The 20,915-nt window shown below is 60.8% G+C and carries 18 protein-coding genes; 11 read left to right on the top strand and 7 right to left on the bottom strand.

The genetic code is table 11. The features are described from left to right. Positions 1–116: 116 nt before the first annotated feature. Positions 117–3,359, top strand: a complete 3,243-nt coding sequence (locus ACIQC5_RS10455; RefSeq protein ID WP_400281711.1) for a glycosyl hydrolase — start codon at positions 117–119, stop codon at positions 3,357–3,359. Here the strand turns inward: ACIQC5_RS10455 and ACIQC5_RS10460 are convergent. From ACIQC5_RS10460 to ACIQC5_RS10470, 3 genes are all read right to left on the bottom strand, one after another. Then, positions 3,356–4,000, bottom strand: coding sequence for a TetR/AcrR family transcriptional regulator (locus tag ACIQC5_RS10460; RefSeq protein ID WP_400281376.1), 645 nt, complete (start codon positions 3,998–4,000; stop codon positions 3,356–3,358). The genes ACIQC5_RS10455 and ACIQC5_RS10460 overlap by 4 nt on opposite strands. A gap of 22 nt (positions 4,001–4,022) precedes the next feature. Beyond that, a complete protein-coding gene (locus tag ACIQC5_RS10465; RefSeq protein WP_400281378.1) occupies positions 4,023–4,511 on the bottom strand; it encodes a PhzA/PhzB family protein in 489 nt (162 codons plus the stop codon). Positions 4,512–4,607: 96 nt separating this feature from the next. Next, the gene (locus ACIQC5_RS10470; RefSeq protein ID WP_400281381.1) at positions 4,608–6,200 is read right to left on the bottom strand and encodes an MDR family MFS transporter; all 1,593 of its coding nucleotides are present in this window, start codon (positions 6,198–6,200) and stop codon (positions 4,608–4,610) included. Between the two features lie 251 nt (positions 6,201–6,451). Between ACIQC5_RS10470 and ACIQC5_RS10475 the strand changes: the two genes are divergently transcribed. From ACIQC5_RS10475 to ACIQC5_RS10500, 6 genes are all read left to right on the top strand, one after another. Continuing rightward, complete coding sequence (locus ACIQC5_RS10475) at positions 6,452–7,666, top strand: flavin reductase (RefSeq protein WP_400281384.1); 1,215 nt, start codon at positions 6,452–6,454, stop codon at positions 7,664–7,666. Positions 7,667–7,745: 79 nt separating this feature from the next. After that, positions 7,746–8,744, top strand: coding sequence for a LysR family transcriptional regulator (locus ACIQC5_RS10480; protein ID WP_400281387.1), 999 nt, complete (start codon positions 7,746–7,748; stop codon positions 8,742–8,744). 26 nt (positions 8,745–8,770) lie between these two features. Next, entirely contained in the window at positions 8,771–9,907 is a 1,137-nt protein-coding gene (locus ACIQC5_RS10485) for an LLM class flavin-dependent oxidoreductase (RefSeq protein WP_400281390.1), read from the top strand. Next, positions 9,904–12,375, top strand: coding sequence for a beta-glucosidase (locus ACIQC5_RS10490; protein WP_400281393.1), 2,472 nt, complete (start codon positions 9,904–9,906; stop codon positions 12,373–12,375). The genes ACIQC5_RS10485 and ACIQC5_RS10490 overlap by 4 nt, the downstream gene beginning before the upstream one ends. Then, the gene (locus ACIQC5_RS10495) at positions 12,372–13,028 is read left to right on the top strand and encodes a TetR/AcrR family transcriptional regulator (protein ID WP_400281396.1); all 657 of its coding nucleotides are present in this window, start codon (positions 12,372–12,374) and stop codon (positions 13,026–13,028) included. The genes ACIQC5_RS10490 and ACIQC5_RS10495 overlap by 4 nt, the downstream gene beginning before the upstream one ends. A gap of 105 nt (positions 13,029–13,133) precedes the next feature. Beyond that, a complete protein-coding gene (locus ACIQC5_RS10500) occupies positions 13,134–13,436 on the top strand; it encodes a hypothetical protein (RefSeq protein ID WP_400281398.1) in 303 nt (100 codons plus the stop codon). Between the two features lie 138 nt (positions 13,437–13,574). On the opposite strand, the gene ACIQC5_RS10505 is transcribed toward ACIQC5_RS10500, so the two are convergent. Next, complete coding sequence (locus ACIQC5_RS10505; RefSeq protein ID WP_400281401.1) at positions 13,575–14,477, bottom strand: LysR family transcriptional regulator; 903 nt, start codon at positions 14,475–14,477, stop codon at positions 13,575–13,577. 381 nt (positions 14,478–14,858) lie between these two features. Between ACIQC5_RS10505 and ACIQC5_RS10510 the strand changes: the two genes are divergently transcribed. The 4 genes from ACIQC5_RS10510 (at position 14,859) to ACIQC5_RS10525 (ending at position 18,123) form a co-directional block, all read left to right on the top strand. Beyond that, positions 14,859–15,587, top strand: a complete 729-nt coding sequence (locus ACIQC5_RS10510) for an amino acid ABC transporter ATP-binding protein (protein ID WP_400281713.1) — start codon at positions 14,859–14,861, stop codon at positions 15,585–15,587. Positions 15,588–15,697: 110 nt separating this feature from the next. Next, positions 15,698–16,588: a glutamate ABC transporter substrate-binding protein gene (locus tag ACIQC5_RS10515; protein ID WP_400281404.1), complete on the top strand. Its 891-nt coding sequence runs from the start codon at positions 15,698–15,700 to the stop codon at positions 16,586–16,588. An 18-nt stretch (positions 16,589–16,606) separates the two neighbouring features. Continuing rightward, on the top strand, positions 16,607–17,254 hold the full coding sequence (locus ACIQC5_RS10520; RefSeq protein WP_400281406.1) for an amino acid ABC transporter permease: 648 nt from the start codon (positions 16,607–16,609) through the stop codon (positions 17,252–17,254). After that, positions 17,251–18,123, top strand: a complete 873-nt coding sequence (locus tag ACIQC5_RS10525) for an amino acid ABC transporter permease (RefSeq protein ID WP_400281409.1) — start codon at positions 17,251–17,253, stop codon at positions 18,121–18,123. The genes ACIQC5_RS10520 and ACIQC5_RS10525 overlap by 4 nt, the downstream gene beginning before the upstream one ends. Before the next feature lie 114 nt (positions 18,124–18,237). Here ACIQC5_RS10525 and ACIQC5_RS10530 read toward each other — a convergent pair whose 3' ends face one another. Genes ACIQC5_RS10530 through ACIQC5_RS10540 form a run of 3 tightly spaced genes read right to left on the bottom strand, consistent with a single transcriptional unit; the run spans position 18,238 to position 20,807 of the window. Then, positions 18,238–19,377 (bottom strand): CaiB/BaiF CoA transferase family protein, encoded by a 1,140-nt coding sequence (locus ACIQC5_RS10530; RefSeq protein WP_400281412.1) that lies wholly within the window; start codon positions 19,375–19,377, stop codon positions 18,238–18,240. Then, positions 19,378–20,244, bottom strand: a complete 867-nt coding sequence (locus ACIQC5_RS10535) for an HpcH/HpaI aldolase/citrate lyase family protein (RefSeq protein ID WP_400281414.1) — start codon at positions 20,242–20,244, stop codon at positions 19,378–19,380. Further along, positions 20,241–20,807 (bottom strand): MaoC family dehydratase, encoded by a 567-nt coding sequence (locus ACIQC5_RS10540; protein ID WP_400281417.1) that lies wholly within the window; start codon positions 20,805–20,807, stop codon positions 20,241–20,243. Before ACIQC5_RS10540 ends, ACIQC5_RS10535 begins: the two co-directional genes overlap by 4 nt. Positions 20,808–20,915 lie beyond the last annotated feature (108 nt).

Here is a 20,915-nt window from a genome sequence, read left to right on the forward strand (position 1 = left end):
TTAGGCTGAATTCAGATGTCGCGGCGTGAGCCGTCTCCCCACTTAAGGATGTTCCCGTGCCCGACGATGCCACGTTTGCTTTATCCCTTGGTGCAGACGTTCTGTTCCCTGGTTTTGTGAATCCGCCCAGTTCCGCGCGTCCGCGGGTTTGGTGGCATTGGATGGATGGGAATGTGGATGAGGCCGGGATCGTCAAGGACCTCGAATGGCTGGCAGCATCAGGAGCTGGTGGAGTGCAGGCGTTCACCGGATCGATGGGTATCCCCCAGTACACCCGGGATCACGTGGCTTTCCGGTCCCCGGCATGGCAGTCGGCCATCGCATGCGCGGCATCAACCGCTACAAGGCTCGGTCTTGAATTGGCGGTGGCAACGTCGGCTGGCTGGAGCGCCACGGGCGGCCCCTGGGTTGTCCCGGCCGCTGGCATGAAGAAGCTCGTGTGGAGTGCCACGCGGGTAACCGCTGGTCAGACTGCCCAGCCCAAATTGGCTGCTCCCCCGTCTTCGTCAGGTCCCTATCAGGACGTGCCGTTTGGGGCGGTTCGGAAAGACCCGATCGGTGTCCCGGACTATTTCGAAGACGTCGCGGTGGTCGCATTTCCCCGGAGAGACGGCCATTTTCCACTGCAGGCAGCCCGCCAGACCTTGAGCGGAACAGCCACCGGAGACCGGGTTGCTGATACGTTGGCGGACGGCCGTTTCTGGCCCGCCCTCGAGCTCGGTTCCGACGGCGATTCCGCGTGGATCATGGCGGAGTTCGACGAGCCAACCTCTGTTTCGTCCGTGCGGGTAGGCCTGCCCGTATCCCGTGGATTTGGAACGCAGCCCGCCCCCAAAGCCCGGCTGGAAGCCAGTATGGACGGCGTAGCCTTCAGCGCGGTGACCGTGCTCCCGGCGTCGGCGTCGCCGGTCCGTTCTGCGGGTTTTCCTACCGTGACCGCTCGCTGCTTCCGACTGGTCCTCGAGTCTGGAGAAGGTCACAGCTTTGCAATTGCACCGGGTATCAAACCGTTGCCCTTTTCGGCGCCATCAAGCAGTCAGCTCTTCAAGGTTTCCGCCTTTCAGCTTTTCTCCGGTGCCCGTATCAGCCGTGCCGAGGAGAAAGCCGGGTACGCTCCTGTGCCCGACTACTACGCCCTCGACGGCGGGCCAAGCCAACTGTCCGATGCCATCCGGCCCGAGGACGTCATCGATGTTACGGAGTATCTGCGTCCGGATGGAACCTTGGCCTGGGAGCCCGAAAGCGGAGACTGGACAGTTCTGCGATTCGGCTACTCCCTGACCGGTCATCTCAACGCCCCGGCACCTGTTGACGCTACGGGTCTGGAGGTGGACAAGCTCGATGCAGGCTTGGTCACCGAGTATCTGGAGCATTATCTGGGATTCTTCGAAGACGCCCTCGGCAGCGAATTGGAAGGCATTTCGGCACTGCTCAGTGACAGCATCGAATCCGGTCCGCAAAACTGGACGCCTGCCATGCGCAGCGGGTTCCAGAAGCGTCGCGGATACGATCTGTTGCCGTGGCTCCCCACTGTCAGCGGCATCATTGTGGGCAGTGTGCAACAGAGTGATGCCTTCCTATGGGACCTGCGGAAGACCATCTCCGAACTTCTCGGAGAGAACCACTACGGGACCATAGCCGGCATGGCCCGCGAGCGTGGCCTGACTTATTACGCGGAAGCGCTGGAGGACCACCGGCCACAGCTGGGCGATGACCTCGAGATACGCTCCCACGCGGACGTCCCCATGGGGGCCATGTGGTGCTACGAGCCGGACGAAGGACCTCAAGCCACCTATGTTGCAGATCTTCGCGGTGCCGCCTCTGTCGCCCACGTGTACGGAAAAGCTGCCACCGGTGCGGAGTCGATGAGCGCCTTCGGAAAGCCGTTTACGTTTACCCCCCGGAAGCTCAAGCCGATCGTGGACATGGAATTCGCCTTGGGCGTCAATCTCCTGAACATCCACACGTCGCCCCATCAGCCTGACGCCGTGCCCAAGCCTGGGATCACCCTGTCTCCGTATCTGGGACAGTCGTTCACCAGAAACGAAACCTGGGCGCACGCGGCAAAGCCGTGGCTCGACTACATTGGCCGTTGCAGCCACCTGTTGCAGCAAGGGACCTATGCAGCCGATGTCGCGTATTTCTACGGCGAGGAAGCGCCAATCACGGGTGTCTTCGGGGACAGTGCGCCCGCGGTTCCAGAGGGGTATGGCTTCGATTTCATCAACCTTGACGGCCTCCTCAATCACCTCACCGTCACGCCTGACGGCGGTCTGCTCACTACGGGAGGCACCACGTACCGTTTGTTGTACCTTGGCGGTTCCAGCCGACGGATGACTCTGGCGGCCGTCCGGCGCGTAGCAGAATTGCTCGACGGCGGAGCCACCGTTGCCGGTTGGCGTCCCGAAAGCTCTCCCAGCCAAAGCGACGATCCCTCCGAGTGGGCTACCGCCGTCGAGAATTTGTGGTTGGGACGATCCGGCTTGCTGGACCTCACCGGAGTGGCCTCGGCAAACGGAGTCGCCACTGCCCTTGCTATGGCAGGCGTTGAACCCGACTGGAGCCTGCTTGCCTCTGATGGCGCGAAGTTGCCGGTCATTCATCGTCGGCTCGAGGACGCGGAGCTCTACTTCATCAGCAACCAACGTCAGCGTCCGGAGAAGGTGAGCGCCTCGTTCAGGGGCGAGGCAACGTCGGCGGAAATATGGGACCCGGTCCAGGTGGTTCGCTCCGATGTCAGCGTTCGCGCCGAAGCTGGACGGACCGCCGTCGACCTGCATCTCGAGCCGTTTGGTTCAGCCTTCGTTCTTGTCCACCGGAATCGGGAGGCATCTGCAGCTGTCAACGATCTGCAGAAAAGCGCCGCCGAGGAACAGGTGCTTGAAGGTCCGTGGGAAGTGACCTTCGACGGCGATGGCCAGTCGCCATCTGCAATGCACTTGAAGGCCGTGGCACCGTGGAGCGGGCCCGGGGCCGGTCATCATGCGGCCGACGTCAAGTTCTTCTCCGGGACTGCGACCTACCGTCACGTGTTTTCTGCTGACATGCCGCTGCCAGGATCATCCAAGCGGTTGTTCGTGGACTTGGGCGACGTCAGCGACCTTGCCGAAGTACGCCTCAACGGGGCGCCTCTGGGCACCTTATGGACCCATCCGTTCAGCATCGATGTCACTGACGCCGTCCGGGCCGGCACTAATGTGCTTGAAATCGCCGTGACCAACACGTGGTGGAACCGGCTGACCGGGGACGCCGCAAAGAACGATCTTAGGCGTCCAGGAGCGGCCATCTTTGAAAACCATGCCGAGATCTTGCCGGCGGGTCTTCATGGGCCGGTCCGGCTTCTGGTCCTGGACGCCTAATTGTGATCCGCCAGAAGGTACGCCGCAACCATGCCGGAAAGATTGTGGAGCATTTCATCCCAGTCTTCCTGTTCGGTGCGGGGAGATGAATGCCCCAGTCCCAGGTGACGGGCAAGGACATCGTAGGAGAAAGTGAAGGCCCAATACCGCTTGCGCTCGGACGCTCCGGGAAGCGCCGGGCTGAGCCGCTGCAGGGCGTCGTCGAAGAATGCTCCGAGCTTCGAATGGGCGGCCGCACCCCGTTCCGAAATGGACCTGTCCCCCACCGCATGGAACATCAGTGCCCTAAGGACGGCCGCCTCCGCTTCCAGCACGGCGGCGAGTCGGGACACGACGTCGCCGACGAACCTCTCCGGTTGACTGGCAGGTTCAGCTTCGGCCGCGCCGAAGAGCTTGGCGGCATGAGCGTCCATACGATCCATTACTCTTTCATGGACCGCATGGACGAGTTCGCTCTTGCCTTTGAACCTGGAGTAGATGGTGCCTGTTGTGACTCCCGCGCGGGCTGCCACCTCTGCCAAGCTGAAGTCTCCTGCGCCGCGTGCGGACAAGGCCTCCTCTGCAGCATCCAGCAGCTTGGCTTCGGACTGCCTGCTGCGTTCTTGCTGCGGAATTTTCCTGCCCGCTCCGACGACGTCCATGAGACTCCCTGCTTCGTATGACCTAGTTCAAGAGCTCCGCCGGTGTCTGCCACTCAGCCGGGGGCTTCCAGTCGCCCAGCGGCGGCGTGGGAACGGGATCGCCGGCATCATTGCGTGACGGCTGGGTGGGGTCGCAGAATTCACGGAACTCCTTGATCTTTCCATCTTCCAAGCGGAAAGCCATGATGTAGTGGTTCGCGGCGTTTACAGGCTCATGACCGTCTATTCGAATGACGCCCCTCCCGTGGCACTCTGCCCAGAATCGATCATGGTACTGCGTGTCGAAAATCTGCACGCCGCTCCATGTCCAGTCCGTGAAGATCTGGCGGTTGCGTGTGAAGTTGTAGCTGATCTCCCTGATGCCTTCCATGTCGATGGGATGCCCCATCGAGGTCCATGGAAGTTCCTTACGCCCGTCCACGGCGAAGAGGGCAGCCCTCTCAAGTCCTGAGGTTACGAAGAACCTCTCCACTGTTCGTCGGTTAATTTCCTTGATGTTGGCGTGTGCCATCCCGCTCCTTCTTGAGCTGTTCCAATCTCAAACCATAATCGTAATTATGATTATGGTTAACTTAGATGCTCCCGTTGAAGTGGTCAAGAGCAGCTTCTAGCTGTGATCCTTCAGGTCCGCCAAGCGTTGCTCCGGCATGAAGATGGACAACAGCACCCCCACGCCGAATATGCACGCCAGCAGCCCGAAGATCGGGAGGAACGCATCTGTGTAGATTGCGGCAACCCCGGATTGAAGCGCTGGCGGAAGCTGCTGGACGGCTTGGGGATCAGTAATCATCGATGGCGGTAGACCCAGCTTGTTAGCTGTCGAGCCCTGCGCGAGCATCATCGCGAAAAGCCCACCGAAGACCGTCGTTCCTACCGTGACACCTAGTTCACGAAGGTAGCCAAGAGAGGCGGTCACGCTTCCCACCACCGAATGGGGCATCGCGTTTTGCGCTGCCACCACTGTGATTTGCATGAAGCTGCCCACAGCCAATCCCAGGAGCGCCAGGAGTAGGCCGACCACCGGCAGCGGCGTACCGGGCTGAAGGAACCTAAGGCAGATGGCGACGGCAGCGGCGAGGGCCGAGCCGGCAAGAGGGAAGATCTTGTACCTCCCGGTGCGGCTCACAATCCATCCCGTCAGGTTGGTGGAAACCATCATTCCCAGAACCATGGGCAGGAGGATCATGCCCGCTACGGAAGCCGACGTCGAGTAGACCATCTGCACGTAGCTGGGCAGGTACGCCACCACACTGAACAAGCCGGCTCCGATAACCAACCCCAAACCGGCTGCATTAACCACAGGCCAGCTCCGGAACATCCCCATGGGGATCAAGGCATGCTTCGAACGAATCTCGACGACCACGAAAAGCACGCCGGAGACGGCCGTCAGCACGCCAAGTCCAAGGAGTATGGCGACCGGGACCTCCGGCCCCGTAGTTAGCGAAATCACCGCCACCAGGGAACACGTGAACACAACCATCAGCACGGTGCCGGCCCAATCCACGCCACCGGAGCCCCGGGCGGACTTCAGGCGACGGAGAGAAAACGCCATGGCCAGCGCCAGCAATCCAACGGGAAGGTTGATCCAGAACACCCATCTCCAGCCAACGGTGTCAGTAATGGCACCCCCTACCAGCGGGCTGATGACGGTGGCTACACCAAACACAGATCCCAGCGGCCCAAGGTACTTGGCCCGCTGGCGGGGCGGTACCAGGTCGGCGATGATCGCTGGTGGCAGCACAGCCAGCCCCGCCCCGCCAAGCCCTTGCATGCCGCGAAAAAGCGAGAGCTGGAACATGTCCTGCGCGAAGCCGCACAACACGGACGACCCCAGGAAGATCGTGAGGGCGACCATGAGAAGGGCAGGACGGCCAAAGCGGTCCCCCAACCGCCCGTAAACGGGCATGCCTACTGTCATCGCCAGTGTGTAAGCAGTGATGATCCAGGCCATATGCCGCGCGCCATCCAATTCACCTATCACTGTAGGCAGTGCAGTGGCGACGATCGTATGGTCCAGGGCACCCAGCAGGACGATGATGAGCAGAGCGGTATAGATCGGGCCAACCCGGGCTTTCGGACCCTGCCGGGCCTTTGTATCGGGCAGTTCCACAGACGGGGCGGCCGCCGAATATTCATCAGTGCGGGGCTCACCGACTTCAGGATCGGAGCCGGCTATTGGGGACAAGTTTGAACGGCGCACCGCAACCTCGTTCTGGGAGAGCCAACAACGTTGACTCGATACCGGCCAGATGCGCGTCCGGAGGAATGTCCACCCCGACCGACGGGCCATGAGGCCCCGGTATCCCCACGAACCTATCATTGGCGTACGCCCCAGCACCCAGGCATGCAGCATCGGAATTCGCGATAGCGCACATACTTTGGAACTATTTCCGCAGCCGCCTCTCCCCCGCGTTTACTGGAGTAAATCTCAACGAAGAGGAGAGCAAAACGATGACCCGGAGCATCCGCGCTTCCACTGCCGAAACGCACGAAACCAGCCCCGAAAACGCCGCCTGGTTCCGTTACGTCCTCGGCCAATACCCCACCGGCGTCACCCTGATCACGGCTGCACGCGACGAAGACGAACCTGCAGGAATGGTTGTGGGAACGTTCAGTTCAGTCTCGCTGGATCCACCGCTGGTGGCCTTCATGCCCGATGTCCGCTCGACAAGCTGGCCCAAGATCCGGGAGGCAGGCTCGTTCTGCGCCAACATACTCACCGCCGGTCAGCAGGATGTCTGCCGGGCTTTCTCCCGCAAAGCCGAGGACCGCTTCAGCGCCAACCAGTGGGGAGACACCCCCTCCGGCAGCCCGAGGCTTGAGGGGGCGGCTGCCTGGATTGACTGCGACATCGAAGACGTCATCCGCTCCGGCGACCATGACATCGTCATCGGTCGCGTCAAAGCCCTGGGAGTAGGTTCATCCAAGGAACTGCCCCTGCTTTTCCTCCGCGGTGGCTACGGGTCCTTCACCATCCCGTCCATCGTTTCCCCGGCTACCGCACTGACCCGTCACGTCAAGGCGGCGGATGCCGCACGTCCAATCATTGAAGCGCTTGCCGATGCACTGAAGCTTGAAGTCCTGGTGAGTGGAGTCGTCGACGATTCAGTCGTCGTCCTCACTGCCGCCGGAGTGGACAGCTCCCCCGGCGGCTCACCGTCACGCGTAGGAGTCTCCTTTGGCCTTGCCGCTCCGCTGGCACCCCTCTATGTGGCGTGGGCCGGTGAGGTTGCCGAGAAGCGTTGGATCGACAACGCCCGGGAGGTCGTTGGCGACGTTGACGACAAACTGGCGCACGCAGAACTTGAGCACGTCCGATCCGTGGGCTATGCAGTATCCGTGGATGTAGGCGCGGCAGCTGAATTTGAACGGATCGTGCACATTCCCAGCGACACCGCAGCGCCCGATCTCAGCGGTGTACTGCCCCTCCTCATTGAACGGGCTGCGTCATCCGGGCCGGCGTCACTGGACGATCCCGCAGGAGTAACTTCCCTGCACGCCCCGGTCTTCGACTCCGAGGGGCAGGTAGCAGTGACTCTTACACTCAACGGCTTCTCCGGGGATGATTCCCTGGCCCGCTTGGAGGAATGCCGTGACAGGCTGCTGGCCTCGGCCAAGGCAATCTCCGAGACGATCGGAGGTACTTCCCCAAGCCCCGCCTCCTAATCGAAAGCCGGCTATTGACCTGGGGTGTGACGCCTCTCATAATTAGTATCAGTATTCTAATTCGAATTTGGAGAATCACATGGTCAACCTTCTGACTGCGGACCTCAACCTCCTGGTTGCCCTGGACGCCCTGCTCGTAGAACGCAATGTGACGCGAGCCGGCGCAAGGATCGGCATCAGTCAGCCGGCCATGAGCTCGTCCTTGCAACGCCTTCGCAGGCAGTTCGATGACCAGTTGCTGACGCGCGTCGGCTCGTCCTACGAGCTCACGCCCCTGGCACAGGTCCTCAAGGAAGACGTCTCCCAGATCCTCCGCATGGTGGAACGGACGTTCGACGCGCAGGCAGTCTTTGACCCGGCGTCGTCGACCAGAAGCTTTCGGATCGTCACCTCGGACTACTGCCTCACAGCCCTCTCCGGGAAATTGATGACCATGCTCCAAGAGGAAGCACCCGGCGTGCAGGTTCACTTTGATGCCGTCACGCCACAGGCTGTGGAACGCATCAAGGAAACACTTCAGTCCGCTGACCTCATGCTCATCCCCAAGGGGCATTTTTCCGGCTTCCCACATATGGAATTGTTTACCGATAACTGGGTGTGCGTGACAGGAGCCACGTCGCCGGAAAGAACACTGACCGTCGAGGAAATGCGGGATGCCCGCTGGGCCAGGCTCTTCGGAGCCGAGGTTGATTCAACGCTGGCCGACCGCAGGGTATATGACCTCCAACTGGGCGAGAAGACGGACATCATCGTTGACAGCTTCCTGATGCTGCCCTTCGCAGTGGCGGGAACAGCACGACTCGCCCTCGTCCAGGAGAGGCTTGCACAAATGCTTGCGTCCGTGGCCGGAGTCAGGATCATGCAGCTTCCCATCAGCCTTCCCACTTTGGTGGAGTGCGCCTGGTGGCACCCCACCAAAACCGCAGACCCAGGGCATCAATGGTTCCGCCGACTGGTGGCGCGCGCCGCAGCCCAGCTTGACGCCGCAGCGACTGACGTTGTTGCCCCCAAAACGACAGAAATCCCCGAGGCAGAGAACCACGTCGAGCCGCAGACGGCTCAGCACGTTCTCGCCTGACACAACCAAACACTTCAGGAGTTTCCATGCATTTCTCTTTGTTCCTCACCTCCCGTTCCCGCGGCCCCGAGGAAGACCGTCCCGTCATGCAGGCCATGGTGGAGCACGCCGTCGATGCCGAACAGAAGGGATTCGACGCGGTCTTCCTCCCCGATCACCACTTCACCGGCTACGCTCCCCCGGCCAGCGACCCCTTCGTGTTCGCGGCCTACCTCGCCGGCAAGCTCGAACGAATGCACTTCGGATTCTCCGTGCAGACGCTTGCGCTCCACCACCCGGTCCGATTCGCAGAACGTCTGGCACTGCTGGACCAGCTGACCGACGGCAAGCTCCTGGTCGGTGTGGGCAGTGGAACTACGCCCGAAGAGATGATCGGCTTCGGGGTGAACTACCAGGACAGCTCGCGCCTGGCCAACGAAAACCTTGAGATCGCCGAACGGCTATGGGCCAAAAAGCCCGATGACGCCCCCGTTGTCTTCGACAACGGCCACTACCGCGGTGCAGTGGTGTCACGCATCGTCCCCGCGCCGTACACCAAGCCTGAACCGCGCGTCATGTCCGTCGCGGCGCGACCTTCCAGCGTCGAGCGCGCCGCCAAGAACGCCCAGCCTGCGTTCATCCTCGCCTTCACGCCACCAGTGATCGACAGCGGAAACGCCTACGAGGAAGTCAAGAAGAACTTCACCATTTACCGCAATGCCCTCGAATCGGCTGGTCACTCGGATCAGGCCGTCAAGGCAGCGCTTGAGTGGACCACCCACTCGTACCAGCACGTGCACATTGCTGAAACGGACGAGCAAGCTGCTGCCGAAATGGACATCATCCTCGAGCAGTACCAGGAGACCGTGGAGCGCGAACACGCCGCCAACAAAGCAGCCGAAGAGATCAGCGGCGTCGATTTGCGCCCCACACCGGATGCGCGGACGGCGGGCTACAAAGGGACCTGGTGCCTGTACGGCAGCCCGGAAACCGTCGCCACCGAGTTGCAGAAGTACGCGGACCTCGGAATTGGCAATGTTCTCATGGCGATCATGGGCGGCCCCCTCACCGACGAACGCCGTCGCTTCACCGCCCAAACAATGCGCCTGTTCGCCGAGCGCGTCCGGCCGCTGCTTGAGACTGCCGCATCCCGCGCTGAAGATGACAAAGTTGCAGCCCTGTGACGGCAGCTGCCACCACGGGCGAACAAACAGAGGTAAGCCGCGCGGAAACCAGGGCGGCTAAACCGGACCTCACTGGAGCAGAACTCACCGGCGGCCTGAACGGTTGGAGCACGTCCGCAAGTGCAGCCACAGGAGTAGAGGAAATGGTGCTGCTTGACGGTCCCCTGGGAATCGTCAGCAAGGCCATGGATGAACGTGACACCTCACTGATCATGCCCTCCGGAACCGCCCTGGGCGCTACCTGGGACCCGGAACTGGTCGCGGATGTTGGCCAGGTCATCGGTCAGCAGGGCATGGAACGTGGTGTTTCGGCCATCCTCGGCCCCAACCTCAACATGCCTCGCTCGCCACTCACGGGCCGTGGATTTGAGATGTTCTCGGAAGATCCTTTGCTCACCGGCATTCTTGGCGCGGCCTGGGTTGACGGTGTGCAGTCGCAAGGAGTTGGTTCCTGCACCAAGCACGTCGTCGCCAATGACACAGAAACCGAACGACGCCGGATGAACTCCCGCGTGGAGCCGGCAACCTTGCGCGAAACGTACCTGCGGCCGTTCGAGATTGCCGTCCGATCTGCGAATCCTTGGATGCTGATGATGGCCTACAACCGGGTCAACGGAACTCACTGCTCCCAGAACGCCGAGCTGATCAGTGTCTTGAAGGATGAGTGGAAGTACGACGGCGTTGTAGTTTCGGACTGGTACGGCGTTGATGACACTGTCGCTGCTGCAAATGCAGGGCTGGATCTGGAAATGCCCGGACCGGCCACTCACTTTGGCGCCCGTTTCGGAGAAGCCGTCACCGTCGGCGACGTTGCCCAATCGCGCCTGGGTGACGCCGTCGAGCGTGTCACGCGGCTCGCGGACAGGACCGGGCGCCGCTCCGGCGGCACTCCACCGGCACCGTCCCGCCTTCGTAGCCAGAAGGAGCAACGGGAGATCCTGAACAAGGCCGCTACCCGGTCCTTCGTGCTGCTCCAAAACAAGGACAACGTCCTGCCGTTGGATGTGTCGAATATCAGGACGCTGGCCGTCCTGGGGCCCAACGCGAGCAAACCGTGCTTCCAAGGCGGAACTTTTGCGACGGTCCGCCCGGAAGGCGAAGTGGTCACTCCACTGGAAGCTATCCGCGCAACAGTGGGACCCGGCGTTGAGGTCCTCTATGAACCCGGCGCCGCACCGGCGTCGGCTCTGTCGCTGACCGATCTCGGCAGCACAGCACCAGACGGTACACCGGGCGTCCTTCTGGAGGTTCTGTCAGCCGGTGCGGATGACGTGCTGTACAGCGAGGTGCGCCAGGCATCAGCGTTCGTCTGGTTTGGTCCAGTTCCAGGACTCGGAGCCGGCATCCCGGGCCGGGCCCGGATCACAGCAAACTTCACCCTTCCAACCGCCACCAGATGGACCTTGGGTGCGGGTGGGACGGGCGTCAGTTCCCTTCGAGTTGATGGGACGGAGGTATTGGAGGTTCCGCCGCCCGCACCGGATGACGTCATGGGTGTTGTCGCGCGGGCGCAAACACAGGAAGTTGCGCTCGACCTACCCGTGGGTGAAGTTGAGGTTGTCATCGAAATGGCCTTCCAGCCTGGCCGCGTACAGGCAATCACCGCCGTGGCAACACCGGAACAACTCTCTGATCCGCTGGCTGCAGCGGTGGAACTCGCAGCCAGCGCCGACGCTGTAGTGATCGTCGTTGGTGACCAGCAGGGGTCATCGCGTGAAAGCGCTGACCGCACGACGGCGGCACTCGACCCGGCGAGCGACCGTCTGGTAAATGCGGTGGCTGAGGTGGCGACGGAAACCATCGTGGTGGTCAACGCGTCCCGGGCGGTACTTCTCCCGTGGGCCGACAGAGTCAAGGCCGTGCTGATGGCTTGGTTCCCCGGGCAGGAGTTCGGCCCGGCGTTGGCTGCTGTCCTGGCCGGCAGGGTGGCTCCTTCGGGACGCCTCCCGGTGACTTTCCCCTTGCACAATGAAGACATACCCGGATGGGGCACCGGGCTGGACGCTGAGCTCACGTTGGACTACGCCGCCAGCGAACCCATGGGATACCGGCATTTCGAGGTCTCAGGACCGAAACCCCGGTACTCCTTCGGATACGGTCTTGGCTACACTACCTTTGAACTGGTGGATGCCGTAGCTTCTGCCAGCCCGACCAAACGGGACCCGGCCAACGGCGTTGGCGGCATCTCCATCCGGGCGACGGTCAGCAATACAGGCGGCTCGGAAGGTCGGGATGTCCTGCAGGTCTACGCCAAGGCGCCCGGCGAGGCGGACTTCAGGTTGGCCGGATTCGCCGCCCTCGTCGTGAGCCCGGGGGAATCAGCAGAGGCAAAGATAGCCTTGGACCCACTCGGGTTCAGGAGGTGGGCTCCTTCGAATGCGGGATGGGTGGTCCCGTCAGGAGAGTGGGAGCTTCGCGTGGCACGGAATGCCTCCGACGCGGGAATCCTCTGTAGGATCGCGTTGTGACCCTTCCGGAGACAAAGTCCCGCGAACCTAAGCAGGCCAGGAGCCGCCAGTCGTTTGAGAAGACGATCGAGGCGGCCCTGGCCCTGCTTGAAGAGCGGGGCAACGATGAATTCACGCTTGCGGACGTCAGCGCCCGCTCAGGTGTGTCCATTGGGTCCATCTATGCACGGTTCGAAGGCAAGGAGGACCTTGTCTGCGTTGCCCACGGCCGGAAGATGGACGACATCGACGCCGTCTCCAATCATTTGTTTGAGTCGCTCCCGTCGCATCCGGAGGATGGATTGCAGGCCATCGTCCGCGAGGCCATGGACAAGACCATTGAAGTCCTCAGGCGGTACGCCGACATTCTTCGCCCGTTCATGCTCCGGGCGACGAACGATGAAACCATCTCGCAACGAGGTGCAGCATCACACGCAGTGCTCGCGGGAAACTTCGCAGCAGTGCTGCGCCAGTGGCCTGGTGGTTACCTCGGCCAGGATGAGATCGACTGGTGCTTCAACGTGGCCTACAGTGTCATCGCCCGAAGGCTCGGACTTGGGAGCACCATGGAAGGCAGCGGCAAGCTGGAGTGGCCGGAGATTTCGGAAAAGCTCGCCGGCATGGTTGCGTCCTACCTGACGGCCAGCCTGCAGGACCCCTCTGACAGGGCATAACTTTCAGCAATACTGGCTATCCAAAAGCTCGTCTTCCTGACCCTTCCCGTCTCTCGGCATAGTGGAAATAAGCACAATTTCACTGCCGATTGAAAGGAGTCCGCCGTGCACGTTCGCGTTAGCCCCGGATCCGTTGCCCTGGACGAGCCCGACGACTGCACCAGCTTTAAGGTGCTGTTGTCGGAGGCGGCGAGGGACAACCTCCCTACCCTGCTTAAGACGACGTCCGCGGGACAACTCGACGACGGAGATGTCCTGGTATCTGTCGACTGGATCCGCAACGAGTGTGTAGGCCGGATTGGCATGGGGTGGAGCTACCGCTTTGCCAACATGCTGGTCTATGCCGCCGGCAAGGGTTGGTTGAGCGACGACGGCAGCCATGTTCGCGCCCACATAGAGGCTTACTGACAGGGCCACCATGGGACGGCACCACGGATCGACGATTCTGCCATGTCATCCCATCCGAAGAAGACCCTGACATCCCGCGGAACTCGCAAACGTCGCATCAAAGGTGGTTGTCAGTGAATATCCGGTGGGCACAGGTTCCTATGCTTGGGTAAAAATCTTCGCAACCTCTTCGCGAAGGATAGCCGAAACGGCAGTCGCCGCAATCGACGGAGTCCCCCCGCCCGGCCAAGCCATGACAACTTCGCGGTGCAGGGACGGATGGATAATGCGAGCCTGCTCGAGGGCACCCGCTTTCACTTCTGATCGAACAGCAGATATAGGAAGCACGGTGATTCCGAGCCCCTGCGCAGCAATTTCCAGGAGGATGCGGAAGGAATCAGCTTCGATGACCACATTCATGGGTGCGTTTACCCGCTCTGCGGCATCGCTGATGATGCGCCGCACCCCGTGTGAGGCGCTCGGAAGGGCAAGGGGTTCACCCAAAAGCGCGGTCAGTTCCACTTCCTCCACGTTGGCAAGACGCCCTCCGCTCGCGGTGATTGCTACAAGTTCTTCGTTCCCAAATGACTCGGTGGGCATGAGCAGCGAGTCTCCAGGCCCATACAGGACGGCGAGGTCGAGCTGCCCGCGATGCAGCCAATCGACCAAGTGGCCGGTGTAACTCTCTGACAAGACCAGCGACACCCCCGGAAGTTCGGAGAGCACTCTCCGTGCAAGAGTTCCGGAAACCTGGGCACTCACTGTCGGGACAAGCCCGAGATGAACGTGCCCGGTCGGTGCTCCTGTAAACGAACGGAGATCGTCCCGCAGGCGATCCACGTCCCGCTGGAGCTCCGCCGTCCTCTCAAAAAGCATCTGACCCGCGGGAGTCAGGCGCATGCCGCGCCCGTCGCGGAAGAATAAGGAGTTTCGCAGCTCAGCTTCCAACAGTTTGATCTGGCGGCTCAGGGCCGGCTGGGCAATATGAAGGCGGCCCGAAGCCTTGGTTACACTTCCCAGCTCCGCTACGGCGCGGAACGTTTGCAATTCCTTGAGATCCATTGCCAATCACCACCTCCGATAAAGCGTACGACGCGTTCAGGTCAGCGCGTTCACACATCTACAGCCCGACGTTCAGCCATCGTCCATGGGCCCTGTGATGACGGGGGTATTCCGAGGCAGCATATCTGAATGATCCGACAGGCATGCCAAACCTCTGGTGAGCCGGATCACTCGATGCCTAGGCTCTAATTACGGCCGAATGAACAAGTGACGGGATCTGCCTTTCAGCACTTTCGCAGCAATGGAGCTGCACCGCTGAATTCAGCTCCGAGTCATACCTGGATACTCGCAAACATGATTTCGTAGCAAGGAAACAGCTTGAATAATCCCTACTCCCAGCCCGTGCTCACATCGGCGGAGGTCCCGCAAACGGACACCCCCATGGTCTCTCTTAGAGGTGTGAACAAGCACTATGGACCACTCCACGTCCTGAAGGATGTCAACTTGGACGTCGGCAAGGGGCAGGTGGTCGTTCTCATCGGGCCGTCCGGTTCGGGTAAATCAACGCTCTGCAGGACGATCAATCGACTTGAGGCGGTGTCCTCCGGGACTATCCGTGTGGACGGCCACGAGTTGCCACGGGAAGGACGTCAACTGGCCGTCCTTCGTGCTCAGGTCGGCATGGTCTTTCAATCGTTCAATCTGTTTTCCCACATGAGCGTCCTTGAAAACGTGACGCTTGGACCGACCCGGTTGAAGAGAATCAGCAAAGCAGAGGCCGAAAGCCAAGCGCTGACCTTGCTGAAGCGAGTCGGGGTTGCGCAACAGGCGCACAAGCTTCCCGCCCAGCTGTCCGGCGGCCAGCAGCAGCGCGTGGCGATCGCCAGGGCCCTGGCAATGGACCCTAAAGTGATGCTGTTTGACGAGCCAACTTCAGCGCTTGACCCAGAGATGATCAACGAGGTTCTCGACGTGATGATCGAGCTTGCCAAAGAAGGTATGACGATGATCGTCGTGACCCACGAGATGGGTTTCGCCCGCAAGGCAGCCGACCGGGTTGTCTTCATGGCTGATGGCGAAATTATCGAGGATCAAACCCCTCAAGGCTTCTTCACCAATCCGAGCACCGAACGCGCCCGCGACTTCCTGTCAAAGCTGATTACCCACTGAACAATTTCAACGATGGCGCCGCTCAAGGACGCCTGTGTCAACAATTCCTTCTTTGGCGACCGCCGCTTTACTTGCGGAAGCCGAAAACCATCCCCATGAGGAGTACAAACGTGTCAAAATCCTATGCTGCAATCGCTGTCGGAACGGTTGCCCTGCTTGCGATTGCCGGCTGCTCGGGTGCAGCCAGCGGAACGTCGGGCGCAGTGGAACCCGACGTGCGTTCTTACACCGTGGCCTCGTCCGTCACCCCGGAGGACAGCCCCACCATTAAGCGGGCACAGAGCCGCGGACATTTGGTCATTGGTGTCAAGGAAGACCAGCCTGGTTTCGGATACCTGGACGTAGTCACGGGAGCGCGGAGCGGCTTCGACGTAGAAATAGCGCGCTGGACAGCGGCCACTTTGGGCTTCGGGCAAGACAAGATCTCCTACAAGGCTGTCCCTTCCGTCGCCCGCGAACAAGCTCTTGAAAACGGCGACGTCGATATCTACGTGGGCTCCTACTCCATTACCGACAAGCGCAAGCTTGTGGTCGATTTCGCAGGCCCCTACTTTAAAACGGGCCAGGGAATCCTTGTCCTGAAGGACAATGACAAAATCAAGGGCAAGGATGACTTGAGGCAAGGCGTCAACGTTTGCTCGATCACCGGTGGAACACCCATACAGAACATCAGGGCGAATTTCCCAGGTGTGAAAACCACTGAGTTCGATACCTACTCGCAGTGCGTGGAATCCCTGAAGGCCGGCCAGGTAGATGCGGTCTCCTCAGACCAAGCACAGCTGCTCGGCTTCGCGTCGCAGGATCCGGAGAAGCTCAAAGTGGTCGGGGACACATTTACCAATGAGCTCTACGGAATCGGCCTACCCAAGGACGACACAAGCCTCCGCAAGGTCATCAACACCATGCTCACCGACGGCGGGAGCACATGGACGGAGATCTACGAGAGCACGCTCGGGAGTACTGGCAAGGCTGGCGAGCAACCCCCTGTGAACAACTACTGAGGTTTGAGAGTCCGAGAAATGAACATCGTCGCCGACAACCTCGACCTCTGGGGTCCCGCACTTTTGAACACCTTGGCCCTCTTCCTTGGGGGTGCCTCCATAGCCCTTGTCCTCGGCACGGTACTGGGCGTTATGCGCGTATCTTCAGTCCCGGCCGGCCGCGCCATAGGGACTGCCTACGTGAATCTTGTCCGGAACACTCCATTGACCCTGGTCTTCTTTATTTTCGTTTTCGGCTACCCCGCTCTGGGACTTCCCCGTCTCGACTACGCGGCTCTCGCGATCACGGCAATAGGCCTGTATGCGGCCACATACGTTACGGAAGTGCTCCGGTCCGGATTCAACACAATTCCTGTTGGCCAGGCCGAAGCCGCCCGGGCTCTCGGGATGACGTTCGGTCAGGTCATGGGAAACGTTGTGCTCCCACAGGCCTTCCGATCTGTTGTCCCGCCGCTCATCAGCACCCTCATTGCGATCCTGAAAATGACAACTATCGCTGCAGGTTTCTCTGTCCTGGAGCTCGGCGCAGTGCGTGCGAACCTCAGCGAACGCGGAGAGAATGCGCTGGGCGTACTCCTTTGGGTTGCCCTGGTCTTCGTCCTACTGGTTGCAATCATGTCCTTGGCCCAGCGATCTCTTGAAAAGAAATGGAAAATCGTTCGATGAGCAGTGTCTTTTCCGACCTTCCCGGCCCCCGGGCAGTCACCCGCAACCGGTTCCTCGCCGTAATTGCAGTAGTGACCGTGTTGGCAGTGCTCGGATTCATCGCCTACAGGTTGGCCATCTCCGGGCAGTTCAGCGAACAGAAGTGGAGAGTATTTTCCTATCCACAGGTCTGGGAGCAGATTGGGGCAGCAACTGTTCGCACGCTTTCAGCCTTTGGCCTGGGCTCCGTGTTCAGTCTCTGTATTGGGTTCGGACTTGCACTGGGCCGCATGTCCGACAACCCCTGGATTAGCAGGTGCTTCGCCGTCATCACCGAAATCCTCCGTGCCATTCCAGTTTTGGTGCTGATGATGATCATGTACTACGGGCTCCCGGTTTTGGGGCAAACGTGGGTAACGCCGTTTACTGCGGTTGTCACTGCAGTCTCGGTCTATAGCGGGGCGGTTCTGGCTGAAGTATTCCGAACCGGAGTCGATGCTGTTCCCCGCGGCCAGTCGGAAGCGGCGTACGCCATCGGATTCCGAAAAACGTCCGTCATGAGGCTTGTCTTGTTGCCCCAAGCGATTCGGGCAATGCTCCCGGTCATTGTTGCCCAAATGGTGGTGGTGTTGAAGGATACAGCGCTCGGATTCGTCATCACCTATCAGGAGCTGCTCTACCTCGGCAAGCTTGTGGGCAGTTCGGCCAGCTACTCCTCACCCATTATTCCTGCAGCAGTGGTGGTCGGCAGTATCTATATCTGTCTTTGCCTCACATTGGCCGGCATTGCTAAATACCTTGAGGTCCGGCTGAGGACCAGTCCGAAATCGAAGGACGTCAAACCTCCCGCGGACATTGCCGGTCGCATCCCTGCTCCAGCTGGCAAATGACCAGCGCCCGCGGAGATTGACCCATTGGGAGTCGGGCACCAAGCAGAAGACCCGTGAACCACGTGAAAAGCCGTCCGGAGATGAATCTCCGGACGGCTTTCGCCCCAACTTTCCTTAGCCGAGTCCCAGTTCGGCCCGCACTTTGGCGGTGTGCTCCCCTAATGCCGGGACGGCAGCCATGCGGTAACCAACTTCCCGCGACGTTACCGGCGGGATCAAGCTGCGAATGGGTCCGACAGGCGACTTCACGTCCCGCCATCGGTTCCTCGCGGATAGTTGGGGGTGTTGCGACAAACCCTGCATGTCCCGCAGCTCCGCGTTGGCTATTCCGGCCGCATCCAGCGCCGCCGTAACGGCATCGGTGCTCATGGTCCCCACGACAGCGTTGATCGCCTTATGCAGACCGGCGCGGTTGGCCACCCGTAGGCTGTTGCTGGAGAAGCGGGAATCGGTAGCGAGTTCGGGACTACCCAGCACCTTTCCACAGAAAACTACCCATTCCCTCTCGTTTTGGATCCCCAGGAACACAGTGCCGCCCTGAACGTGGAACGGACCGTACGGGGCGATGCTTGCATGCTGCGCACCGGCGCGGGCCGGTGGCGCCCCGCCGTACTCCGCAAAGAAGTAGGGTTGACTCATCCATTCGGCGAGGGCTTCCAGCATGGAAACCTCCACCACGTCCCCGCGACCGGTGGTGGCACGGCTCAACAACGATGTAAGGATGCCCGAGTAGGCGTACATCCCGGCGCAGATGTCTGCAATGGAAACGCCCACCTTTGCTGGACTCTCGGGCGATCCAGTAACGCTCAGCAGACCTGATTCACATTGGATGAGGAGGTCATAAGCCTTCTTCTGTTCATGGGACCCCCCACGCCCATAGCCGGAAATGGAGACATGGATGAGCTTTGGATTCAGCGCCAAGGCATCGTCGGGTCCGAAACCAAGCCGTTCCACTGCACCTGGAGCGAGGTTCTGCACCAACACGTCAGCGCTGGACACCAGCTCGTTGAGTACAGCAAGCCCGTCCTCGGACTTCAGGTCCAAGACCACGCTTTCCTTGCCTCTGTTGAGCCAGACAAAGTAGCTGGACATGCCATCAACCTTGGTATCGTAACCACGCGCGAAATCGCCGGCGTCCCGTTCAATCTTGATGACGCGCGCGCCAAGGTCTGCGAGCTGGCGGGTGGCGAAGGGCGCGGCAACTGCCTGCTCCAGCGAAATGACGGTGATGCCTTCCAAGGGAAGCCGGGACATTTAGAGTTCCTTTCCAGCCTGCGCCAGGATGCGCTTCGCACGATCGGTGACCGGGCGGTCGATCATCTGGCCGTCCACCTGTACTGCGGCACCTTCCGCGCCAATAACCGAGTGCGCCCACGCTACTTCTGCCTCGGACGGAACAAAAGCGGCGACCACCGTGGGGACCTGCCGCGGGTGGATGCACAGCTTGCCGCCGAACCCGAACTTCCGGGCCAGCAGTGCTGACTCAGCGATTTTTCCCTCATCCTGAATGTCGACGCACGGCGAATCCAACGGCGCTGCGATTCCAGCCGCCCTGGAGGCCACCACCAAATGCGAACGGGCATGATCCAGGAACCTGTCCTCCCCCGATCCATCAACATCAAGTGCGAAGTCGATCGCCCCAAAGGCCAGACGGGTCACTCCCGGTACGCAGGCCAGGCCAAAAGCGTGCATGAGCCCAGCCGCGGATTCGACCAATGGCACCAACGCCAGGTCCCCCGGAAAACGCGCGCGGAGTTCGGCCAGCAACTGAGGATCGTCAGCCTTGGGAAGCACAATGCCCAGCAAGCCATGTCCCTCCCCCGCGGTGAGGCCGAGCAGCACCGAAATTTCGGCGTCGTGCGTTGCAGAATCTGCCGGGTTGACTCGCACCAAAGCGCGGACGTCACCGCCCCTCAAGGAATCGACGACGGCGGCCAGCGCCGCTGCCTTGTTCGTCGGAGCTACGGCGTCCTCGAGGTCAATAATGACGACGCCGGCACCTGCGGCAGCCGCTTTCGCGAAACGTTCGGGACGGTCACCGGGAACAAACAGCGCGGTGACAGCTCCTGCTGCCAGGACGTGGCCAGTGGCCCTTTCAGTCCATTTTCCAGCGCTGGTCATTTGAAGTCTCCGTGGTCAGGCAGGCTTGACTCGTCCGGGCGCGACGACTCTACACCGGGAAGGTGGCCCTGACGATAGACCATGAACGTACGGCGATAACTGATCACAATTTTGCCGTCCTGGTTGTATCCCTCCGTCGCAACAGTCACCAGACCGAGGTTGGGCCGCGACTTGGATTCACGCACGGCGAGGACCTTGGAGCGGGAGTAGATGGTGTCGCCTTCAAACACGGGGTTAGGCATCCGCACTTCGTCCCAGCCCATGTTCGCGAAGACGTTCATGGACAGGTCGATGGTGGACTGCCCCGTCACCAAGGCCAGCGTGAACGTTGAATTGACCAGCGGCAGGCCGAACTCGGTGGCCGCGGCAAAGTTTCTGTCGATGTGGGTCTTGGCAACATTCTGGGTGACCAGGGTGAAGGTCTGGTTGTCCGCCTCGGTGACTGTCTTGCCAAACGGGTGATAGTAGATGTCGCCAACGGCGAAGTCCTCGAAGAGCCTGCCGGTCCAGCCAGGGACTACCCGGGTCTGGCCCGGGATTTTCGTTGACGTTGCATCAGTCATGGTTCGTCTCCTTCGACGGGTAAGAGTTCACGTGGAAATCTGGTGAATATATTTTGTACTTGATCCAGCAAACCCGCTTGATCCCTGCACTGTCAAGGGTCTGCCTGC

Source organism: Paenarthrobacter sp. NPDC092416, assembly GCF_044755025.1.
Taxonomy (GTDB): Bacteria; Actinomycetota; Actinomycetes; order Actinomycetales; family Micrococcaceae; genus Arthrobacter.